At 47.4% G+C, this 14,070-nt stretch carries 17 protein-coding genes; all 17 read left to right on the forward strand.

The window, feature by feature from the left end; translation table 11 throughout:
- Nucleotides 1-34 precede the first annotated feature (34 nt).
- Nucleotides 35-577 carry an ATP-dependent protease subunit HslV gene (hslV, locus tag ACYUJT_RS04890; protein WP_460319212.1) on the forward strand — a complete coding sequence of 181 codons (543 nt, stop codon included), beginning with the start codon at nucleotides 35-37 and terminating at the stop codon, nucleotides 575-577.
- A gap of 130 nt (nucleotides 578-707) precedes the next feature.
- Complete coding sequence (gene hslU / locus ACYUJT_RS04895; RefSeq protein ID WP_460319214.1) at nucleotides 708-2,114, forward strand: ATP-dependent protease ATPase subunit HslU; 1,407 nt, start codon at nucleotides 708-710, stop codon at nucleotides 2,112-2,114.
- Nucleotides 2,115-2,512: 398 nt separating this feature from the next.
- Complete coding sequence (gene flgB, locus ACYUJT_RS04900) at nucleotides 2,513-2,920, forward strand: flagellar basal body rod protein FlgB (RefSeq protein ID WP_460319216.1); 408 nt, start codon at nucleotides 2,513-2,515, stop codon at nucleotides 2,918-2,920.
- 6 nt (nucleotides 2,921-2,926) lie between these two features.
- Nucleotides 2,927-3,376, forward strand: a complete 450-nt coding sequence (gene flgC / locus ACYUJT_RS04905; protein ID WP_460319218.1) for a flagellar basal body rod protein FlgC — start codon at nucleotides 2,927-2,929, stop codon at nucleotides 3,374-3,376.
- Nucleotides 3,377-3,384: 8 nt separating this feature from the next.
- Entirely contained in the window at nucleotides 3,385-3,723 is a 339-nt protein-coding gene (gene fliE, locus ACYUJT_RS04910; RefSeq protein ID WP_460319770.1) for a flagellar hook-basal body complex protein FliE, read from the forward strand.
- A 32-nt stretch (nucleotides 3,724-3,755) separates the two neighbouring features.
- Nucleotides 3,756-5,339 carry a flagellar basal-body MS-ring/collar protein FliF gene (fliF, locus tag ACYUJT_RS04915; RefSeq protein WP_460319221.1) on the forward strand — a complete coding sequence of 528 codons (1,584 nt, stop codon included), beginning with the start codon at nucleotides 3,756-3,758 and terminating at the stop codon, nucleotides 5,337-5,339.
- Between the two features lie 23 nt (nucleotides 5,340-5,362).
- The gene (gene fliG, locus ACYUJT_RS04920; protein ID WP_460319771.1) at nucleotides 5,363-6,367 is read left to right on the forward strand and encodes a flagellar motor switch protein FliG; all 1,005 of its coding nucleotides are present in this window, start codon (nucleotides 5,363-5,365) and stop codon (nucleotides 6,365-6,367) included.
- Nucleotides 6,360-7,205 (forward strand): FliH/SctL family protein, encoded by an 846-nt coding sequence (locus ACYUJT_RS04925; RefSeq protein ID WP_460319772.1) that lies wholly within the window; start codon nucleotides 6,360-6,362, stop codon nucleotides 7,203-7,205. The genes fliG and ACYUJT_RS04925 overlap by 8 nt, the downstream gene beginning before the upstream one ends.
- On the forward strand, nucleotides 7,202-8,521 hold the full coding sequence (gene fliI / locus ACYUJT_RS04930; RefSeq protein ID WP_460319222.1) for a flagellar protein export ATPase FliI: 1,320 nt from the start codon (nucleotides 7,202-7,204) through the stop codon (nucleotides 8,519-8,521). Before ACYUJT_RS04925 ends, fliI begins: the two co-directional genes overlap by 4 nt.
- A 10-nt stretch (nucleotides 8,522-8,531) precedes the next feature.
- Complete coding sequence (gene fliJ / locus ACYUJT_RS04935; protein ID WP_460319224.1) at nucleotides 8,532-8,975, forward strand: flagellar export protein FliJ; 444 nt, start codon at nucleotides 8,532-8,534, stop codon at nucleotides 8,973-8,975.
- A gap of 46 nt (nucleotides 8,976-9,021) precedes the next feature.
- Complete coding sequence (locus ACYUJT_RS04940; protein ID WP_460319226.1) at nucleotides 9,022-9,957, forward strand: MotE family protein; 936 nt, start codon at nucleotides 9,022-9,024, stop codon at nucleotides 9,955-9,957.
- A 42-nt stretch (nucleotides 9,958-9,999) separates the two neighbouring features.
- Nucleotides 10,000-11,409 carry a flagellar hook-length control protein FliK gene (locus ACYUJT_RS04945; RefSeq protein ID WP_460319228.1) on the forward strand — a complete coding sequence of 470 codons (1,410 nt, stop codon included), beginning with the start codon at nucleotides 10,000-10,002 and terminating at the stop codon, nucleotides 11,407-11,409.
- A gap of 18 nt (nucleotides 11,410-11,427) precedes the next feature.
- Nucleotides 11,428-11,979, forward strand: a complete 552-nt coding sequence (locus ACYUJT_RS04950) for a flagellar hook capping FlgD N-terminal domain-containing protein (protein WP_460319229.1) — start codon at nucleotides 11,428-11,430, stop codon at nucleotides 11,977-11,979.
- Nucleotides 11,976-12,359, forward strand: coding sequence for a TIGR02530 family flagellar biosynthesis protein (locus ACYUJT_RS04955; protein WP_460319230.1), 384 nt, complete (start codon nucleotides 11,976-11,978; stop codon nucleotides 12,357-12,359). The genes ACYUJT_RS04950 and ACYUJT_RS04955 overlap by 4 nt, the downstream gene beginning before the upstream one ends.
- An 81-nt stretch (nucleotides 12,360-12,440) precedes the next feature.
- A complete protein-coding gene (gene flgG, locus ACYUJT_RS04960) occupies nucleotides 12,441-13,259 on the forward strand; it encodes a flagellar basal body rod protein FlgG (protein ID WP_460319232.1) in 819 nt (272 codons plus the stop codon).
- Between the two features lie 76 nt (nucleotides 13,260-13,335).
- Nucleotides 13,336-13,554 (forward strand): flagellar FlbD family protein, encoded by a 219-nt coding sequence (locus ACYUJT_RS04965; RefSeq protein WP_460319233.1) that lies wholly within the window; start codon nucleotides 13,336-13,338, stop codon nucleotides 13,552-13,554.
- 2 nt (nucleotides 13,555-13,556) lie between these two features.
- Nucleotides 13,557-14,030, forward strand: a complete 474-nt coding sequence (locus tag ACYUJT_RS04970; protein WP_460319234.1) for a flagellar basal body-associated FliL family protein — start codon at nucleotides 13,557-13,559, stop codon at nucleotides 14,028-14,030.
- The last annotated feature ends 40 nt before the right edge of the window (nucleotides 14,031-14,070 follow it).

Consider the following 14,070-nt stretch of genomic DNA (forward strand, 5'->3'; position numbering starts at 1 on the left):
TATGGGGACCCCTAAACAGAGGAGATGGATGGTAATGATTCCTACTTTTCACGCTACGACCATATGTGCCGTCCGCCACAATGGCAAAGGAGCTATTGCTGGCGACGGACAGGTCACGTTCGGCGAAAGCGTCGTGATGAAGCAGACGGCCAAGAAGGTTCGCCGTTTGTACAGGGGCCAGGTTTTGGCCGGATTTGCCGGCTCCGTGGCTGATGCCATTACGCTTTTTGAGAAATTTGAGGCTAAGCTAGAGGAGCATCACGGCAATCTCCAGCGTGCCGCGGTAGAGCTGGCGAAGGATTGGCGTCAGGACCGGGTGCTTCGTAAGTTGGAGGCGCTTATGATCGTTATGGACAAAACCGGTATGCTCCTGATCTCCGGTGGGGGCGAGATCATTGAACCCGATGACGACGTCCTGGCGATCGGCTCAGGCGGCAACTTTGCCTTGTCTGCCGCCCGTGCGTTGAAGCGTCATGCGACCCAATTGGAAGCGAAGGATATAGCTCGTGAATCGCTGCTGGTCGCTTCCGAAATTTGCGTTTACACGAACAGTAATATTATTGTCGAAGAACTTTGATGTGCGCCTGTTTCCGTGCCATGGATCTACGATCTATGCAGGAAACAGGCTGCCCATCGGATTTAATGTCCGGCTAACCGGACTTTTTTTCGTGGCATTGTTAAAAATACCCTTCAAAAGGAGGATACCCATGACAAATTCTCAATTAACGCCAAGACAAATCGTTGCTGAGCTGGATAAGTATATCGTGGGACAGAAGCAAGCGAAGAAATCGGTTGCAGTCGCCTTGCGCAACCGTTACCGCCGCAGTCTTCTCAGCGAGGAGGTGCAGGATGAAATCGTACCTAAGAACATCTTGATGATCGGACCGACGGGTGTCGGGAAGACAGAAATTGCACGGCGGCTTGCGAAGCTGGTTGGGGCGCCTTTTATTAAAGTGGAGGCTACGAAATTTACCGAGGTAGGGTATGTTGGCAGGGACGTAGAATCCATGGTTCGTGATTTGATCGAGACTGCGATTCGCACCGTGAAGCTGGAACGTACCGAGAAAGTAAAAGATAGGGCTGAAGAACTAGCAAATGAACGACTTGTACAAATTCTTGAGCCTTCCAGCCAAAAATCGAAGAGCAGTCGTAATCCGTTTGAAATGCTGTTTGGGAACCAGAATCCTAATGAGGCACCATCGGCAGAAGAGGCTCAGGAAGATAGTTCGCTTGCTGAGCGGCGGCGCCAGGTTCGAGCCAAATTGGCTGCGGGACAAATGGAAGAGGATACGGTTGAGATTGAAGTGGAAGATACGTCTCCGAACATGCTGGATATGTTTGCAGGTCAAGGCAATGACCAGATGGGAATGAATATGCAGGAGATGTTCGGAAACTTCCTTCCGAAGCGTACGAAGAAGCGTAAGCTAACGGTCAAGGAGGCGCGTAAAGTGCTTACACAGGAAGAGGCGGGCAAGCTGATTGACCATGACGACCTCGTCCAGGAAGCGGTTACCCGCGCCGAGCAGTCAGGGATTATTTTTATAGACGAGATTGATAAAGTGGCCAGCCGTAGCGGCGGCGGGTCAGGGCCGGATGTATCCCGTGAGGGAGTGCAGAGGGATATTTTGCCGATCGTTGAAGGCTCGACGGTCATGACCAAATATGGGCCGGTAAAAACCGATTATATTTTGTTTATTGCGGCTGGCGCTTTCCACGTTGCTAAGCCATCGGATCTGATCCCTGAGCTTCAGGGGAGATTCCCGATTCGCGTGGAATTGAATAGTTTATCCCAAGAGGACTTCGTTTCCATTCTTACGGAGCCTAAAAATGCATTGACGAAGCAGTACACCGACCTACTGCGCACGGAAGACATCGAAATAGACTTTTCCGCTGAGGCGATCGCCGAAATCGCGCAAATTGCCGCATCCGTCAATGCCAATACCGAGAATATCGGAGCGAGACGGCTGCATACCATTCTTGAGAAGCTGTTGGAGGATTTATCTTTTGAAGCTCCGGAGCTTACGCTTGAAAGAATGACGATCACCCCGGAATATGTACGGGAGAAACTAGGCGATATTGCCCAGGATCACGATCTCAGCCAATTTATTCTATAACCCCAGACATCTTCCTAACCGCATAAGAAAGCCATTAGAGGCCGTTAGTCCCATGAAAATGGGGCGGCGGCTTTTCTGCTTTTTCCGACAAGCTTAATCAGTATAAGGTCATACCTAAAAATGTCGATTTTTCATAAAAATATTGAAAAATATTCAAAATGTGTATAATTAAACGTTAAAATCTGTAAAGATAGGGCTTTTTTCTTATTGTAATAATGTCGAATCTGCTTGAAACTTAGGATATATGACATTAAGCTATTTTCTGACCAAATAGGACAATAGAAAGACTAATGAAATAGTTTATTGTCGAAAAAAGAGGAATTTGTGATTGAGTGTGGAATATGTTTTGATGTCGAGGTTTAAAATTAGGAAATTTAATCATTTAAGGGGGAAGGAAGATGCAGCTACTAAATGGCGTAGGCTTTCAAAGGCTCGAAAACGCGATTCAGGCTGCCAGTACTAGGCAGCAAGTGATAGCAGATAATATAGCGAACGTGGATACCCCTTATTTTAAGCGTTCGAACGTATCTTTCGAGACCTTATTGCAGAATGAATTGAATGGCGGAATGCCTGCTCTCCGTGGAAATCGGACCGATCATAGGCACTTTGTCATAGGTTCTTCCGGAAACGTACCGGCGCCCAAAATCGTAGTCGATGACAGAACAGCGATGAACAACAACTTGAACAACGTGGACATCGACAGCGAAATGAGTTTGCTTGCGGAAAATAAACTTAGGTACGATACGTACATAGAACAGCTGAATTACCAAATCAAAATGAAGCGCGTGGCAACAGAAGGGAGATAATGAGCTTTGAAAATCAGCAACAGTTTCAATATTAGTTCCTCAGCACTAACAGCACAGCGCCTTCGAATGGATGTTATCTCTTCTAACATTGCCAATGCCAGAACAACGCGCGCCAGCATGGAAAACGGCCAGCCCGTCCCGTACCGACGGAAGACGGTAGTCATGGCCCCGAACAAAACTGATTTTGGAACTATGCTGGATTCGGTAATGGGCCAAAAACCCGTTAGCCAAGGAGTAAAGATTACTCAAATCACAGAAGATCAAACGCCATTCAAGCCGGTATACGACCCGACGCATCCCGACGCTGACGGCGAAGGCTATGTCTACATGCCAAACGTGGATTTAATGAAGGAAATGGTAGACATGATTTCGGCCACGCGGTCCTATGAAGCGAATATCACCGCATTGAACGCCAGTAAAGCTATGATTTCAAAGGCTTTGCAAATCGGTAAGTAATTAGTCAAATAGAAGCAGTCAGGAGTTGGGAAGAGTTGATTCAAAACAATATTAGTCTGAATACGATTCAAAGATTAGAGGCAGTAACAGAACCGATCAAGCCCGTTGTAGCGTCTCCTTCAGAAGCAATTAAAAATTTCAGTTCATATTTGACTGACGCACTGAACGGAGTAGCCGCACAAGAGAACAATGTACAACGACTCAACGAACAGTTTCTCCTAGGTCAAGCTAATGTTGATCAGGTCATGATCGCCTCAGAACAGGCGCTGTTAAGTTTGCAGCTCACTACGCAAGTACGGAACAAAGTGATTGAAGCTTACCAAGAGATTATGCGTACGCAAATTTAATGAAACTAGCAAGCTGTGGATGAGGTGACATTGTGAATGAGAGAATCGCCCAATACCGGGATCGATTGACCGGATATTGGAATAATTTCAGCAGTAAGCAAAAAACGCTATTAATATCGACGATAGCGATCGTTTTATTGGCAGTAATATTATTAACGGTCCAGTTCTCTAAGACGGAATATGAAGTAGCCTTCACGAATTTGGACTCTACCGATGCCGCAGGCATTATGAATCATCTTGATTCAAGCGGTATTCCTTATAAATTAAGCGCGGATGGAACTAGCATTTCCGTGCCTAGTAAGGAATCATCTCGCGTGAAAGTGGATGTAGGCTCGCAAGGGATCGTTAAGAACGGTTCTATCGGTTGGGAAGCTTTTAACGAAAGTTCTTCCCTCATCGGCATGACGGACAATGAATTCAGCGTGAAGTATAGAAGTGCACTCAATGGTGAAGTGGAGCAGTTGCTGAAACGCATGAAGGGTGTACAAGATGCGAAGGTCCTGATTAATTTGCCTGAGGAAAATGTATTTGCTAGTCCGGAAGAGCAGCAGAAGGCATCCGCTTCAATCGTGATCGGCTTCAAACCGGGTTATCGCCCGAATCAGGAAGCGGTGGATGGATATTTCAACCTTGTCAAGACATCCATACCGAACCTGCCGATCGAGAACATTTCCATTTCCTCCAGTGACGACACAGTACTCTTGCCAACGGGGCAAGGAGGGAATCACGGTTCTCTTACGACGGCTGTCCAGGAGAATATGGCTTTACAGAAAAAATTCGAAAGTGATGTAAGCCGAAGCGTAAAACAATTTCTAGCGAAGTTGACCGGGCCTGACAAAATCGAAGTGCTTGTCGCGTCAACCCTTAATTTCGATCAGATTATTGAGAAAAACAACCTCGTTTCCCCTGTTGATACCGAAAACATGCGGGGAATTGAGATCAGTGCGCAAAGAATCCAGAAAAGCTATACCGGTCAAGGTAATCCGGATAGTGGAATTCCTGGCACAGGAACTGAAGACGTACCGGGCTATCCTGCTGCAGGCAGCAATGCCGGAGTAAGCTCCGAAGAATCCTCTTCTACGATTAACTATGAGGTTAACCGAATTACCAAGGATATCGTCGCGAGTCCCTACGTTGTTAAAGATTTAACCATTAATGTAGCAGTTGAACCACCAGCTGGACAAAATTCTTTAGATCAAACGACCCAGGATGCAATTGAGAACATTTTGGCGAATATTGTAAGGTCTTATCTTGCTGATTCAGGTACTACTTATACAGACGCTGAACTACAGAGGAAAGTTGCAGTTTTCTCTCAAACTTTTCATGGTTCGGAAGAAAAAGCTTCCGGATTGGCCTTCTCTAACCCGTGGGTGTGGGGGGGAGCAATCGCTGTTCTGCTAGTCGGGGCAGGGATCGGAGCTCTCGTGTTCCGTCGTCGGAAAAAAGAGGAAGAAGGGGAAGAAGAGCTGCCGCTGCCTTTACCTCCAGAATTCCCGTCGATCAACTTGGATACTATTACGAACGAAAGTCAAGTGCGTAAACAACTCGAAACGCTGGCGAAGAAGAAGCCGGATGAATTTGTTAACCTGCTGCGCACCTGGCTGGCAGACGAGTAGAGGTGAACGTATTGTCAAAAACGATGACTTCTGGTCTTACCGGAAAACAAAAGGCGGCTATTTTGCTGATTACGCTCGGTCCTGAGGTATCGGCACAAATATTTAAGCATTTGCGTGATGATGAGATAGAACAGCTTACACTGGAAATCGCTAACGTCCGCAAAGTGGACAGCGGCGAAAAAGATATGATTATGGCGGAGTTTCACCAGATTTGCCTTGCTCAAGAATATATTTCGCAAGGGGGCATTAATTACGCTAAAGAAATTCTGGAGAAAGCATTGGGTTCCACCAAAGCATTTGAAATCATCAATCGCCTAACAGCAACGCTGCAAGTCAGACCCTTTGATTTTGCCCGTAAAGCGGATCCTAATCAAATATTAAACTTTATCCAGAATGAGAATGCTCAGACGATTGCGCTCGTATTGTCATACCTTCAGTTTGAGCAAGCGGCATCGATTCTCTCTTCCCTGCCGCAGGAGAAGCAGGCGGAAGTGGCCCGGAGGATCGCTATGATGGATAGCACTTCGCCGGAAGTTATTTCCCAAGTGGAACGAGTACTGGAGCAGAAGCTGTCCGCGACCGTGACGCAGGATTACACAAGCGCCGGTGGCATCGAGTCCATCGTTCAAATTTTGAACGGGGTCGATCGCGGTACGGAGCGAACGATCTTGGATTCTCTTGAAATTCAGGATCCTGAGCTTGCAGAAGAGATCAAGAAGCGGATGTTCGTATTTGAAGATATCGTCAATATCGATAACCGTTCGATTCAGCGGATTATTCGCGACATCGAGAATTCCGATTTACAGCTTGCGCTTAAAGTGGCTAGTGAAGAGGTTCGTGAAGCGGTATTCCGCAACATGTCCAAGCGTATGTCGGATACGTTCAAGGAAGAAATGGAATTTATGGGGCCTGTGCGGCTTCGTGACGTGGAGGAAGCTCAAACTCGTATTGTAGCCACGATCCGCAGATTGGAAGAAGCCGGAGAAATCATTATAGCCCGCGGTGGAGGAGATGACATCATTGTCTAATTTGATTAAGGTGTCCCAATATGTACCGGTCGACATTCTCAAACAATTGAATCTGGGGAAAACATACGAATCCCCCCAGGATCAACAATTAGATGATGAAAATCCTCAGGTTCCGATTCAGACGGTTTCCGCTGAAGATTTAGCAGCTGAAGAGGCAAGGCAACAAATGCTTAGCGATGCTAAAGAATTTGCCGAACGGCAAATTCGGGAAGCTTCGGAACAAGCGGAGAATATGCTGGCTGAAGCCAAACTCCAAATAGAGTCGTGGTGGCAGGAGCAAAGAGAGCAGGACGAGCACTTGATTGAGGCCCTCAAGTCGGAGGGATTTAATCAAGGATATGAAGAAGGCAGACAGCAGTCGGAGCAATCGCTTCAAGCAAAAATTGAAGAGATGATGAGCGAGGCAAGTGCTGTGCTGACGCAAGCTTATTTGGAGAAGGAACGGATTGTCCAGGAAGCTGAGCCGTTCGTTGTCGAACTGAGCTGCTCGATTGCTGAAAAAGTAATCGATAAACAATTAGGTCTGGAACCGGACTATGTGCTGGATCTCGTCAAGAGAAGCTTATCGAGAAAAAGAGAGCAGGGCGTGATTACGCTCTGCGTCTCGCCGACTCAGTTTGCTTTTGTTCAGGCAGCAAGAGAAGAGCTCAACCTGGTCGTTGATTCGCAAGCCGAACTTCAGATTTTGCCTGATGCGACAGTACAAGATCGCGGCTGCGTGATTCGTTCCTCTTTCGGAAGTGTCGATGCCAGAATTGATACGCAGCTTGCCGAAATCAAAAAGGAATTGCTGCGGATCTCACTCGATAATGAAGACTACTCGGGGACAAGCTCATGACGAAACTAGATACGACGAAATATGTAGACCATTTGAAGCATATGGACCCGATTCGAATCAACGGGAAAGTGACACAAGTTATTGGACTAATGGTTGAGTCCGAGGGGCCAGATGCGAGCATTGGGGACCTTTGCTATATTTATCCGAGCAAGTCCTCAGAGCCGCTGAGAGCCGAAGTGGTCGGCTTTCGGGATAACAAAGTGCTGCTTATGCCCCTTGGGGAACTGCAGTCGATCGGTCCGGGCTGTGATGTGGTTGGTACAGGCAAGCCGTTAACTGTGCAGGTCGGTTCCGAACTGCTGGGCAAAGTGCTTGACGGACTTGGTGAACCGCTGGATGGCTCAGTTATTCCGGCTCGAATGGGTCACTACTCCACATATAACAAACCGATGAATCCGCTGACCCGGCCTCGTGTCGCCCAGCCGATCAACATCGGTGTTAGAGCCATCGATGGGCTGCTCACGATTGGCAAAGGACAGCGCGTAGGTATTTTCGCCGGATCCGGCGTAGGTAAAAGTACGCTCATGGGTATGATCGCTCGCAACACTTCGGCCGATGTCAATGTCATTGCGCTTATCGGCGAGCGCGGTCGCGAGGTTATGGATTTTATCGAACGTGATCTTGGCCCGGAGGGCTTGGAGCGCTCCGTCGTTATCGTCGCTACCTCCGATCAGCCAGCCTTGATTCGAATGAAGGGAGCTCTGATCGCAACGACGATTGCTGAGTATTTCCGTGATCGAGGCCTAAATGTCATGCTGATGATGGATTCCGTAACTCGCTACGCCATGGCGCTGCGTGAAGTTGGACTCGCCGTAGGCGAGCCGCCAGCAATGAGAGGGTATACTCCCTCGGTATTTGCGGCTTTGCCAAAGTTAATGGAGCGTGCGGGAACGGGACCGACCGGTTCGATAACGGCTTTCTACACCGTGCTTGTCGACGGGGATGATATGAATGAACCTATCGCGGATGCGGTAAGGGGGATTTTGGACGGACATATTGTGCTTAACCGGAATATCGCGAATAAAGGCCATTTCCCGGCGATTGATATTTTGGCAAGCATTAGCCGGGTTATGAAGGATATCGTGCCAGAAGAGCAAAACGAAGCTGCGGAGAATTTAAAAAGACTGCTGTCGGTATACAGAGATTCCGAGGATCTAATTAATATCGGAGCGTATCAACAGGGTTCAAACCATGATATTGACGAAGCTTTGGATTATATCGATAGCATTTGGAGCTTTACCAAACAGAAAGTAAATGAAAAATCCACATTATCTGAAGTGCAGGAACGTTTAATTGCTGAATTTGCGAGGAGATGACGAGTAGAGGATGAAGTTCCGTTACGTCTATCAGAAAGTTGTCGATTTGAAATCCAATCAGAAGACGCAAGCTGAATGGATGTTATCCGCTGCCGTTGGTCATTTGCAGGCGGAGCAGCGTTCCCTTGAATTGCTGGAGGAAGATAAGCTGCGAACGTTCTCGGCAATTCAGTCTGCAATGGAGAATAAAGCATCGATGATCGAACTTCAGGAATTGCAGCGTTACATGGATTATTTGGAGAACTGTATTGAAAGCAAGCAGGGCGATATCCGGCGTGCAGAAGTAAATGTTGAGAAGAAGAAGGCCGTTTTGAACGGTAAAATGCTGGATGAAAAAGTCTGGCTGAAGGCAAAGGAAAAAGCAAAACACAAATTTCAGCACGAAATGCTTCTTCGGGAACAAAACGAACTGGACGAAATAGCTACTGTCCGGTTTGCCATGAAAGCCCGGTAAGGAGTAACACGGGCATCAGTGATGGGTTTGCGAAGGAGGGAATGGAATGGCGCAGGCTGATTTAGAAGAAGATTTGGAATCGGGCGGCGGGTTTGCTAGGTTTTTGTTTTTTGTAACGCCAATTTTATTTACGGTCGTCCTGCTGGCAGTCTTACTGACGTTGTTCAATATGAACTTCCGGGCAACGATGATTGAAATAGGCAACAAAATACCGATTGTGCGGAATTTTGTGCCGGAACCAGAGGGTGTCGAGGCAGCAGGGGATACCGAGGAAGACAAAGCAAAAAAACAGACCGAGAGCACAGAAGCGACGGTTAAGGAATTGAAGGATCAAGTTGCTCAAAAAGATGCGGAAATAGACGCTGCAAACCGTCAGGCTACGGAGCAGGAGGATAAGGTGAAGCAGCTTCAGGCTCAGTTGGATGCCGCTTTAACGGAAGTGATCGAGAAGGAAGAAACCGCTAAAGACGAGGCTTACCAAAAAGAAGTCAAGAAGCTGTCTCAACTCTACGCGCAGATGAGTCCAAGCAAGGCAGCAGCCATTTTAGAGAAATTAACTACTGAAGAATCGCTGCAAATGCTCAGCTTAATGAGTAATGAGAGCAAAGTGGCCATTCTTGAAAAAATGGATCCTGTCAAGGCGGCGGATATTTCTATCCTGCTGAAGGATGCAAAGCCTGCCGATGACATGGCGATTGCTGCGTTGCAGTCCAGGCTGAAAAAGGATGCCGAGTCTGCCGCCGCTCAAGCGGCAGCTTCCGCGGCAGGGCTAGATGATAAGCAATTAGGCCAAACCTTTGCGGGAATGTCGGCAGACGCAGCTTCTAAACTGATCATCCAGACGCACAAAATCAGTCCGGATAAGGCGTTGAAAATTTTGAATGCCGTAGACGATGGAACTCGCTCCAAAATTTTGGCTGCCATGACGAAAGAAGATCAAGAGCTTACGGCCAAAATTTTGAATAAACTTGTGAGTAAATAGGTGAAGTTAGACTGGATATTGGAGAAAGGAGGTGAATATACAATGAGTCAATTTGTATCTAACTTATCCGCAGGAAATGCTGCTGGTGCAGTATTGGCTTCTGCGAGTGGCAAAGCGGGCAGCAGCCAGGCTGCTGGCAAAACATTTGACCAAACTTTAGTTGCGATGCTGTTTGGAAATGCTGCATCAGTTGAAGGCGGAACTCCTTTGCAGTCTTTAGGATTATTAGGATTGGTAAATTCGGACGAGCAAGAGGCGGCTGACGCCGAGCTTCTAAATCTGCAAGCAGCGATCGATGGATTGTTGGGGCAGTTGAACGAGCTGGACCAGGCCATGGAGGAGGATCCTTCTTTACTGTCCGTTCTTCAGGCATGGCTTCAAGGAGTTCAGATGATCGCTCAGTCTGTAAACGGCGATGCTGCAAGCGAAAATGGAGCTGAAGCCGCTCAGATTTCGGTTCTAGCCCAGCATCCTGAGACGATGCGCTTTGCAATACAAGATGCATTGGTACAGTTGATGAACACTTCCGAGAAGCTGAATGCAGCCAGTACTTCCGCGCTGCCATCCAGGCAATTGCTAGAAGTGCTGCAGCAAATCCTTGGTGCGCGTCAAGCTGCAAGCCTGACACTTAATCAACCGAGCGGAGGAAATGCAACGAATACCGATTGGGCATCTGCTCTGGAGAACAGCATCCAAACTATCGTTAAAAATGCTTCAAGCCAGGCGGCCGGAAATGGATCGAACCAGCAGTCCGCTGATTCGCATCAATCCCATACGATTATTGCAAGTCATGCAACTCAAAACGTTGGTAAAGGAAGCTTAGTTCAAGTTGTAGGCGCAGTTGAAAATACTGGCGCGGTTGAAGCTGCTGATGATCCAGGAAATGGACTCCATACTGGGAATATCGTGACAGCAGGGCAACTCGCGATGCGAGACGGACTTGCAGCTCCTATTAAACCAGCCGCACCTGCAGTCCCTGTAGAACAGTTTGGCAAAGAAATGGGAGCATTTCTAGTCAATAAGTTCGAAGTCGTTAAACTTCAAGGTATGTCACAGGCCAGAATTTCTCTTTATCCGGAGCATCTAGGCCAAGTTGATGTGAGAATCACCGTACAAAACGGACAGTTAATTGCACAATTCGTTACAGAGCATGCCTTTGCAAGGGAATCTCTTGAGAGCCAGATGGCACAGTTAAGATTGGCGCTTCAAGCACAAGGGCTGCAAGTAAGCAAACTAGAAGTGACGCAAAACTCTTCGTTGTCGTCCCATATGTACCAGGATGGACGCCAGCAAAGCAGCGATTCGCAGCAGCAGCAAAACAACAAACGCCGTGAAGTTCGCGAAGAAGATCTGTTAGCTTTGGGGGATTTGAACGACGAATGGAATGATTGGATTTCCGAAGTGAGAGCTCGGGAAGAGAATTATGGAAGTTCCTTTGTCGCCAGAGTTTAATGGAAAGGAGGAAAAGTCGTGTCTAATTTCCCAAATGTCTCTTGGCCGGGCTATTCAGCACAGAACGTTACAGTAAAAAGCCAAGAAGACAACCAAACGCTGGGCAAAGACCAGTTCCTGAAGATACTTATTACTCAGTTGCAAAATCAAGATCCGATGCAGCCGCTTCAGGATAAGGAATTCATTGCTCAGATGGCTACGTTCACGTCGGTTGAGCAATTAATGAATATTTCCAAGCAGCTTGATGTCATGAACCAATCGTTAGGATCGGTATCGGGACTCATTGGCAAGCGGGTATCCTGGATCGAAACGGAATATACCGGCGAATATGATATCCGGACGGGTCAAACCTCTGCTACCTCGAGCGGCACCGGAATCGTCGAGGGAATCGTTATTCGCGAAAATGTCCAGTATGCCAAAGTAGGAAATAAGGAAATTAAGCTGTCGGATATTTTGCAAATTGATGAGGCGCCGACTGGCGAGAATATTGCCGGAGGTTCATCGGATACAGAGGTATCTGCACCTTCAGAAAACGAGAACAGCTCTTTAGATGGAGCTGATACACCATGAATGAATCCATCCGTATAGGCAGTCTGTATCCCGGACGAATTCAGCCGAATTCGCTAGCTCAGGCCAAAAATCCGGGGGCGGCTAGGCCGCAGAATGCTACGTTTGAGGAGATGCTGCAGAACAGGTTGCTTCATTTTAGCAACCATGCGGTTAAGCGCCTCGAACAGCGGGGAATTCAATTGCAACCAGAGCAGCTGCATCAGATTGAATCAGCTATCGATAACGCTGCGGCAAAAGGAGCCAAAGATTCGCTTATTTTATTAAAAGATATGGCTTTGATCGTAAACGTCCATAATCGGACTGTCGTCACAGCAATGGACGGGAATAGCATGAAGGACAATGTCTTCACGCAAATCGACAGTGCCATAATTATTTCTTAACTGGCTGGCCCGGAAACGGAAAGCCAACAAGTCACCGATCGACTGAAGTGGCTTAAGCAAAGACAAGGAGGAATTGAGTAAATGTTAAGATCGATGTATTCGGGCGTATCTGGAATGCGCGGATTTCAAACTAAACTTGACGTCATCGGCAACAATATCGCTAACGTTAATACGGTAGGATTTAAGGCGGGCCGGGTCATGTTTAAGGACATTATGAGCCAGACGATTTCCGGCGTTACCGCTCCAACAGATGACGGAATGGGCGGCGTTAATGCGAAGCAAATCGGACTTGGTGTATCAATTGGTTCCATCGATACGCTACATATGGCCGGGAGTGCTATGACGACGAACAATCCGCTGGACTTGCGGATCGATGGGGATGGCTTCTTCATGGTCACCCTATCTGAGGATCAGGAAGTACCGTTCTTGACCAGAGCAGGGGATTTCCATTTGGATGCTGCCCGTCAGCTGGTAACTTCCGACGGATTGCGCGTTTGGAGTGCAGATGGCGCTCCGCTTGAGCCGCTGGATGAAGAGGTCGTAGCTTTCACGATTGCGCAAGATGGTACGATCATGATGAAGTTGGCTAACGGCGATATTGAAGCAGGTGAGGCGATTGGGGTGGCTCGTGTGGTTAACCCTGAGGGCTTGGAGAAAATTGGCGGGAACTTGTACCGTCTGAGCCCGAACGCTAACATCGACGAACTGGAGCCAACGACAGGAAACAACGCTGAATTAGGAACTGGTGCGATCATTTCTGGACAGCTTGAAATGTCCAACGTTGATTTAACTGGCGAATTTACGGAAATGATCGTCGCGCAACGCGGATTCCAAGCGAACTCCCGAATCATCACGACTTCCGATGAAATACTGCAAGAAGTAGTAAACTTGAAGCGTTAATTCGCTAAATAGCGGGGGAAGGCATCCTCTTCCTCCGCCTCATTATTAAAATACGGGTCCGGAATGGAGGGTTTACATGATATCTGTAACACGTTTGAATGGAACACAAGCATGGCTGAATGCCATTATGATCGAGACAGTGGAGGAAACCCCTGATACATACGTAACCCTCGTTACGGGCAAACGTATGATCGTGCTGGAGAAGGCCGCCGACATTATTGCGAAGGTGAATGAGTACTACACTGAGATCGGTATCCATGCAGCAACCATTAAAGTGCAACATACGGAGGAATAGTCATGAAAAAAATGGCGCCTTGGCTCATTACGATGTTACTCGCAATCACATTAATCGTAATGGCAGCTTTTCTGCTGGTGAATCAAATGACTAAGCCTACTTCAGGCAATGAAGTCAACACAGCAGTACAAAATGTAGGCCAGCCTGCACAGCTATCAGCGGATGAGCTGGTGAAAGTTACATCGTCAATGGACGGAATCAAAACGAATTTGTCGGATCCGAGTTATGTAGTAGTCATGAACTTCGCTTTCCAATTGGATCGGGAATCGTCCAAGGAATCCTTTGACAAAATTAAAGATTTCAAAATCAAGCCGATTATCATCAAAACGCTTGCCGATACGAAGCCAGAAGACTTGATTGGCGCAAAGGGTAAAGATAACTTGAGTACGAAATTGTTGAATTTGATCAATACATCGCTGCCTGAAGGGAAATTGATTCAAATCGATATTACGGAATTCATTATGCAGGCAATTTAGATCAATATCGATCGATTAAATCCTTGAAGGGGGTGAGATG

The organism is Paenibacillus sp. YSY-4.3 (assembly GCF_054767475.1).

Coding starts and splice junctions, on each gene's coding strand:
- fliG (WP_460319771.1), top strand. CDS start 5,363: ATGACTTCTGGTCTTACCGGAAAACAAAAGGCGGCTATTTTGCTGATT.
- ACYUJT_RS04945 (WP_460319228.1), top strand. CDS start 10,000: ATGAGTCAATTTGTATCTAACTTATCCGCAGGAAATGCTGCTGGTGCA.
- hslU (WP_460319214.1), top strand. CDS start 708: ATGACAAATTCTCAATTAACGCCAAGACAAATCGTTGCTGAGCTGGAT.
- fliI (WP_460319222.1), top strand. CDS start 7,202: ATGACGAAACTAGATACGACGAAATATGTAGACCATTTGAAGCATATG.
- ACYUJT_RS04965 (WP_460319233.1), top strand. CDS start 13,336: ATGATATCTGTAACACGTTTGAATGGAACACAAGCATGGCTGAATGCC.
- ACYUJT_RS04970 (WP_460319234.1), top strand. CDS start 13,557: ATGAAAAAAATGGCGCCTTGGCTCATTACGATGTTACTCGCAATCACA.
- fliJ (WP_460319224.1), top strand. CDS start 8,532: ATGAAGTTCCGTTACGTCTATCAGAAAGTTGTCGATTTGAAATCCAAT.
- flgB (WP_460319216.1), top strand. CDS start 2,513: ATGCAGCTACTAAATGGCGTAGGCTTTCAAAGGCTCGAAAACGCGATT.
- ACYUJT_RS04940 (WP_460319226.1), top strand. CDS start 9,022: ATGGCGCAGGCTGATTTAGAAGAAGATTTGGAATCGGGCGGCGGGTTT.
- flgG (WP_460319232.1), top strand. CDS start 12,441: ATGTTAAGATCGATGTATTCGGGCGTATCTGGAATGCGCGGATTTCAA.
- ACYUJT_RS04955 (WP_460319230.1), top strand. CDS start 11,976: ATGAATGAATCCATCCGTATAGGCAGTCTGTATCCCGGACGAATTCAG.
- hslV (WP_460319212.1), top strand. CDS start 35: ATGATTCCTACTTTTCACGCTACGACCATATGTGCCGTCCGCCACAAT.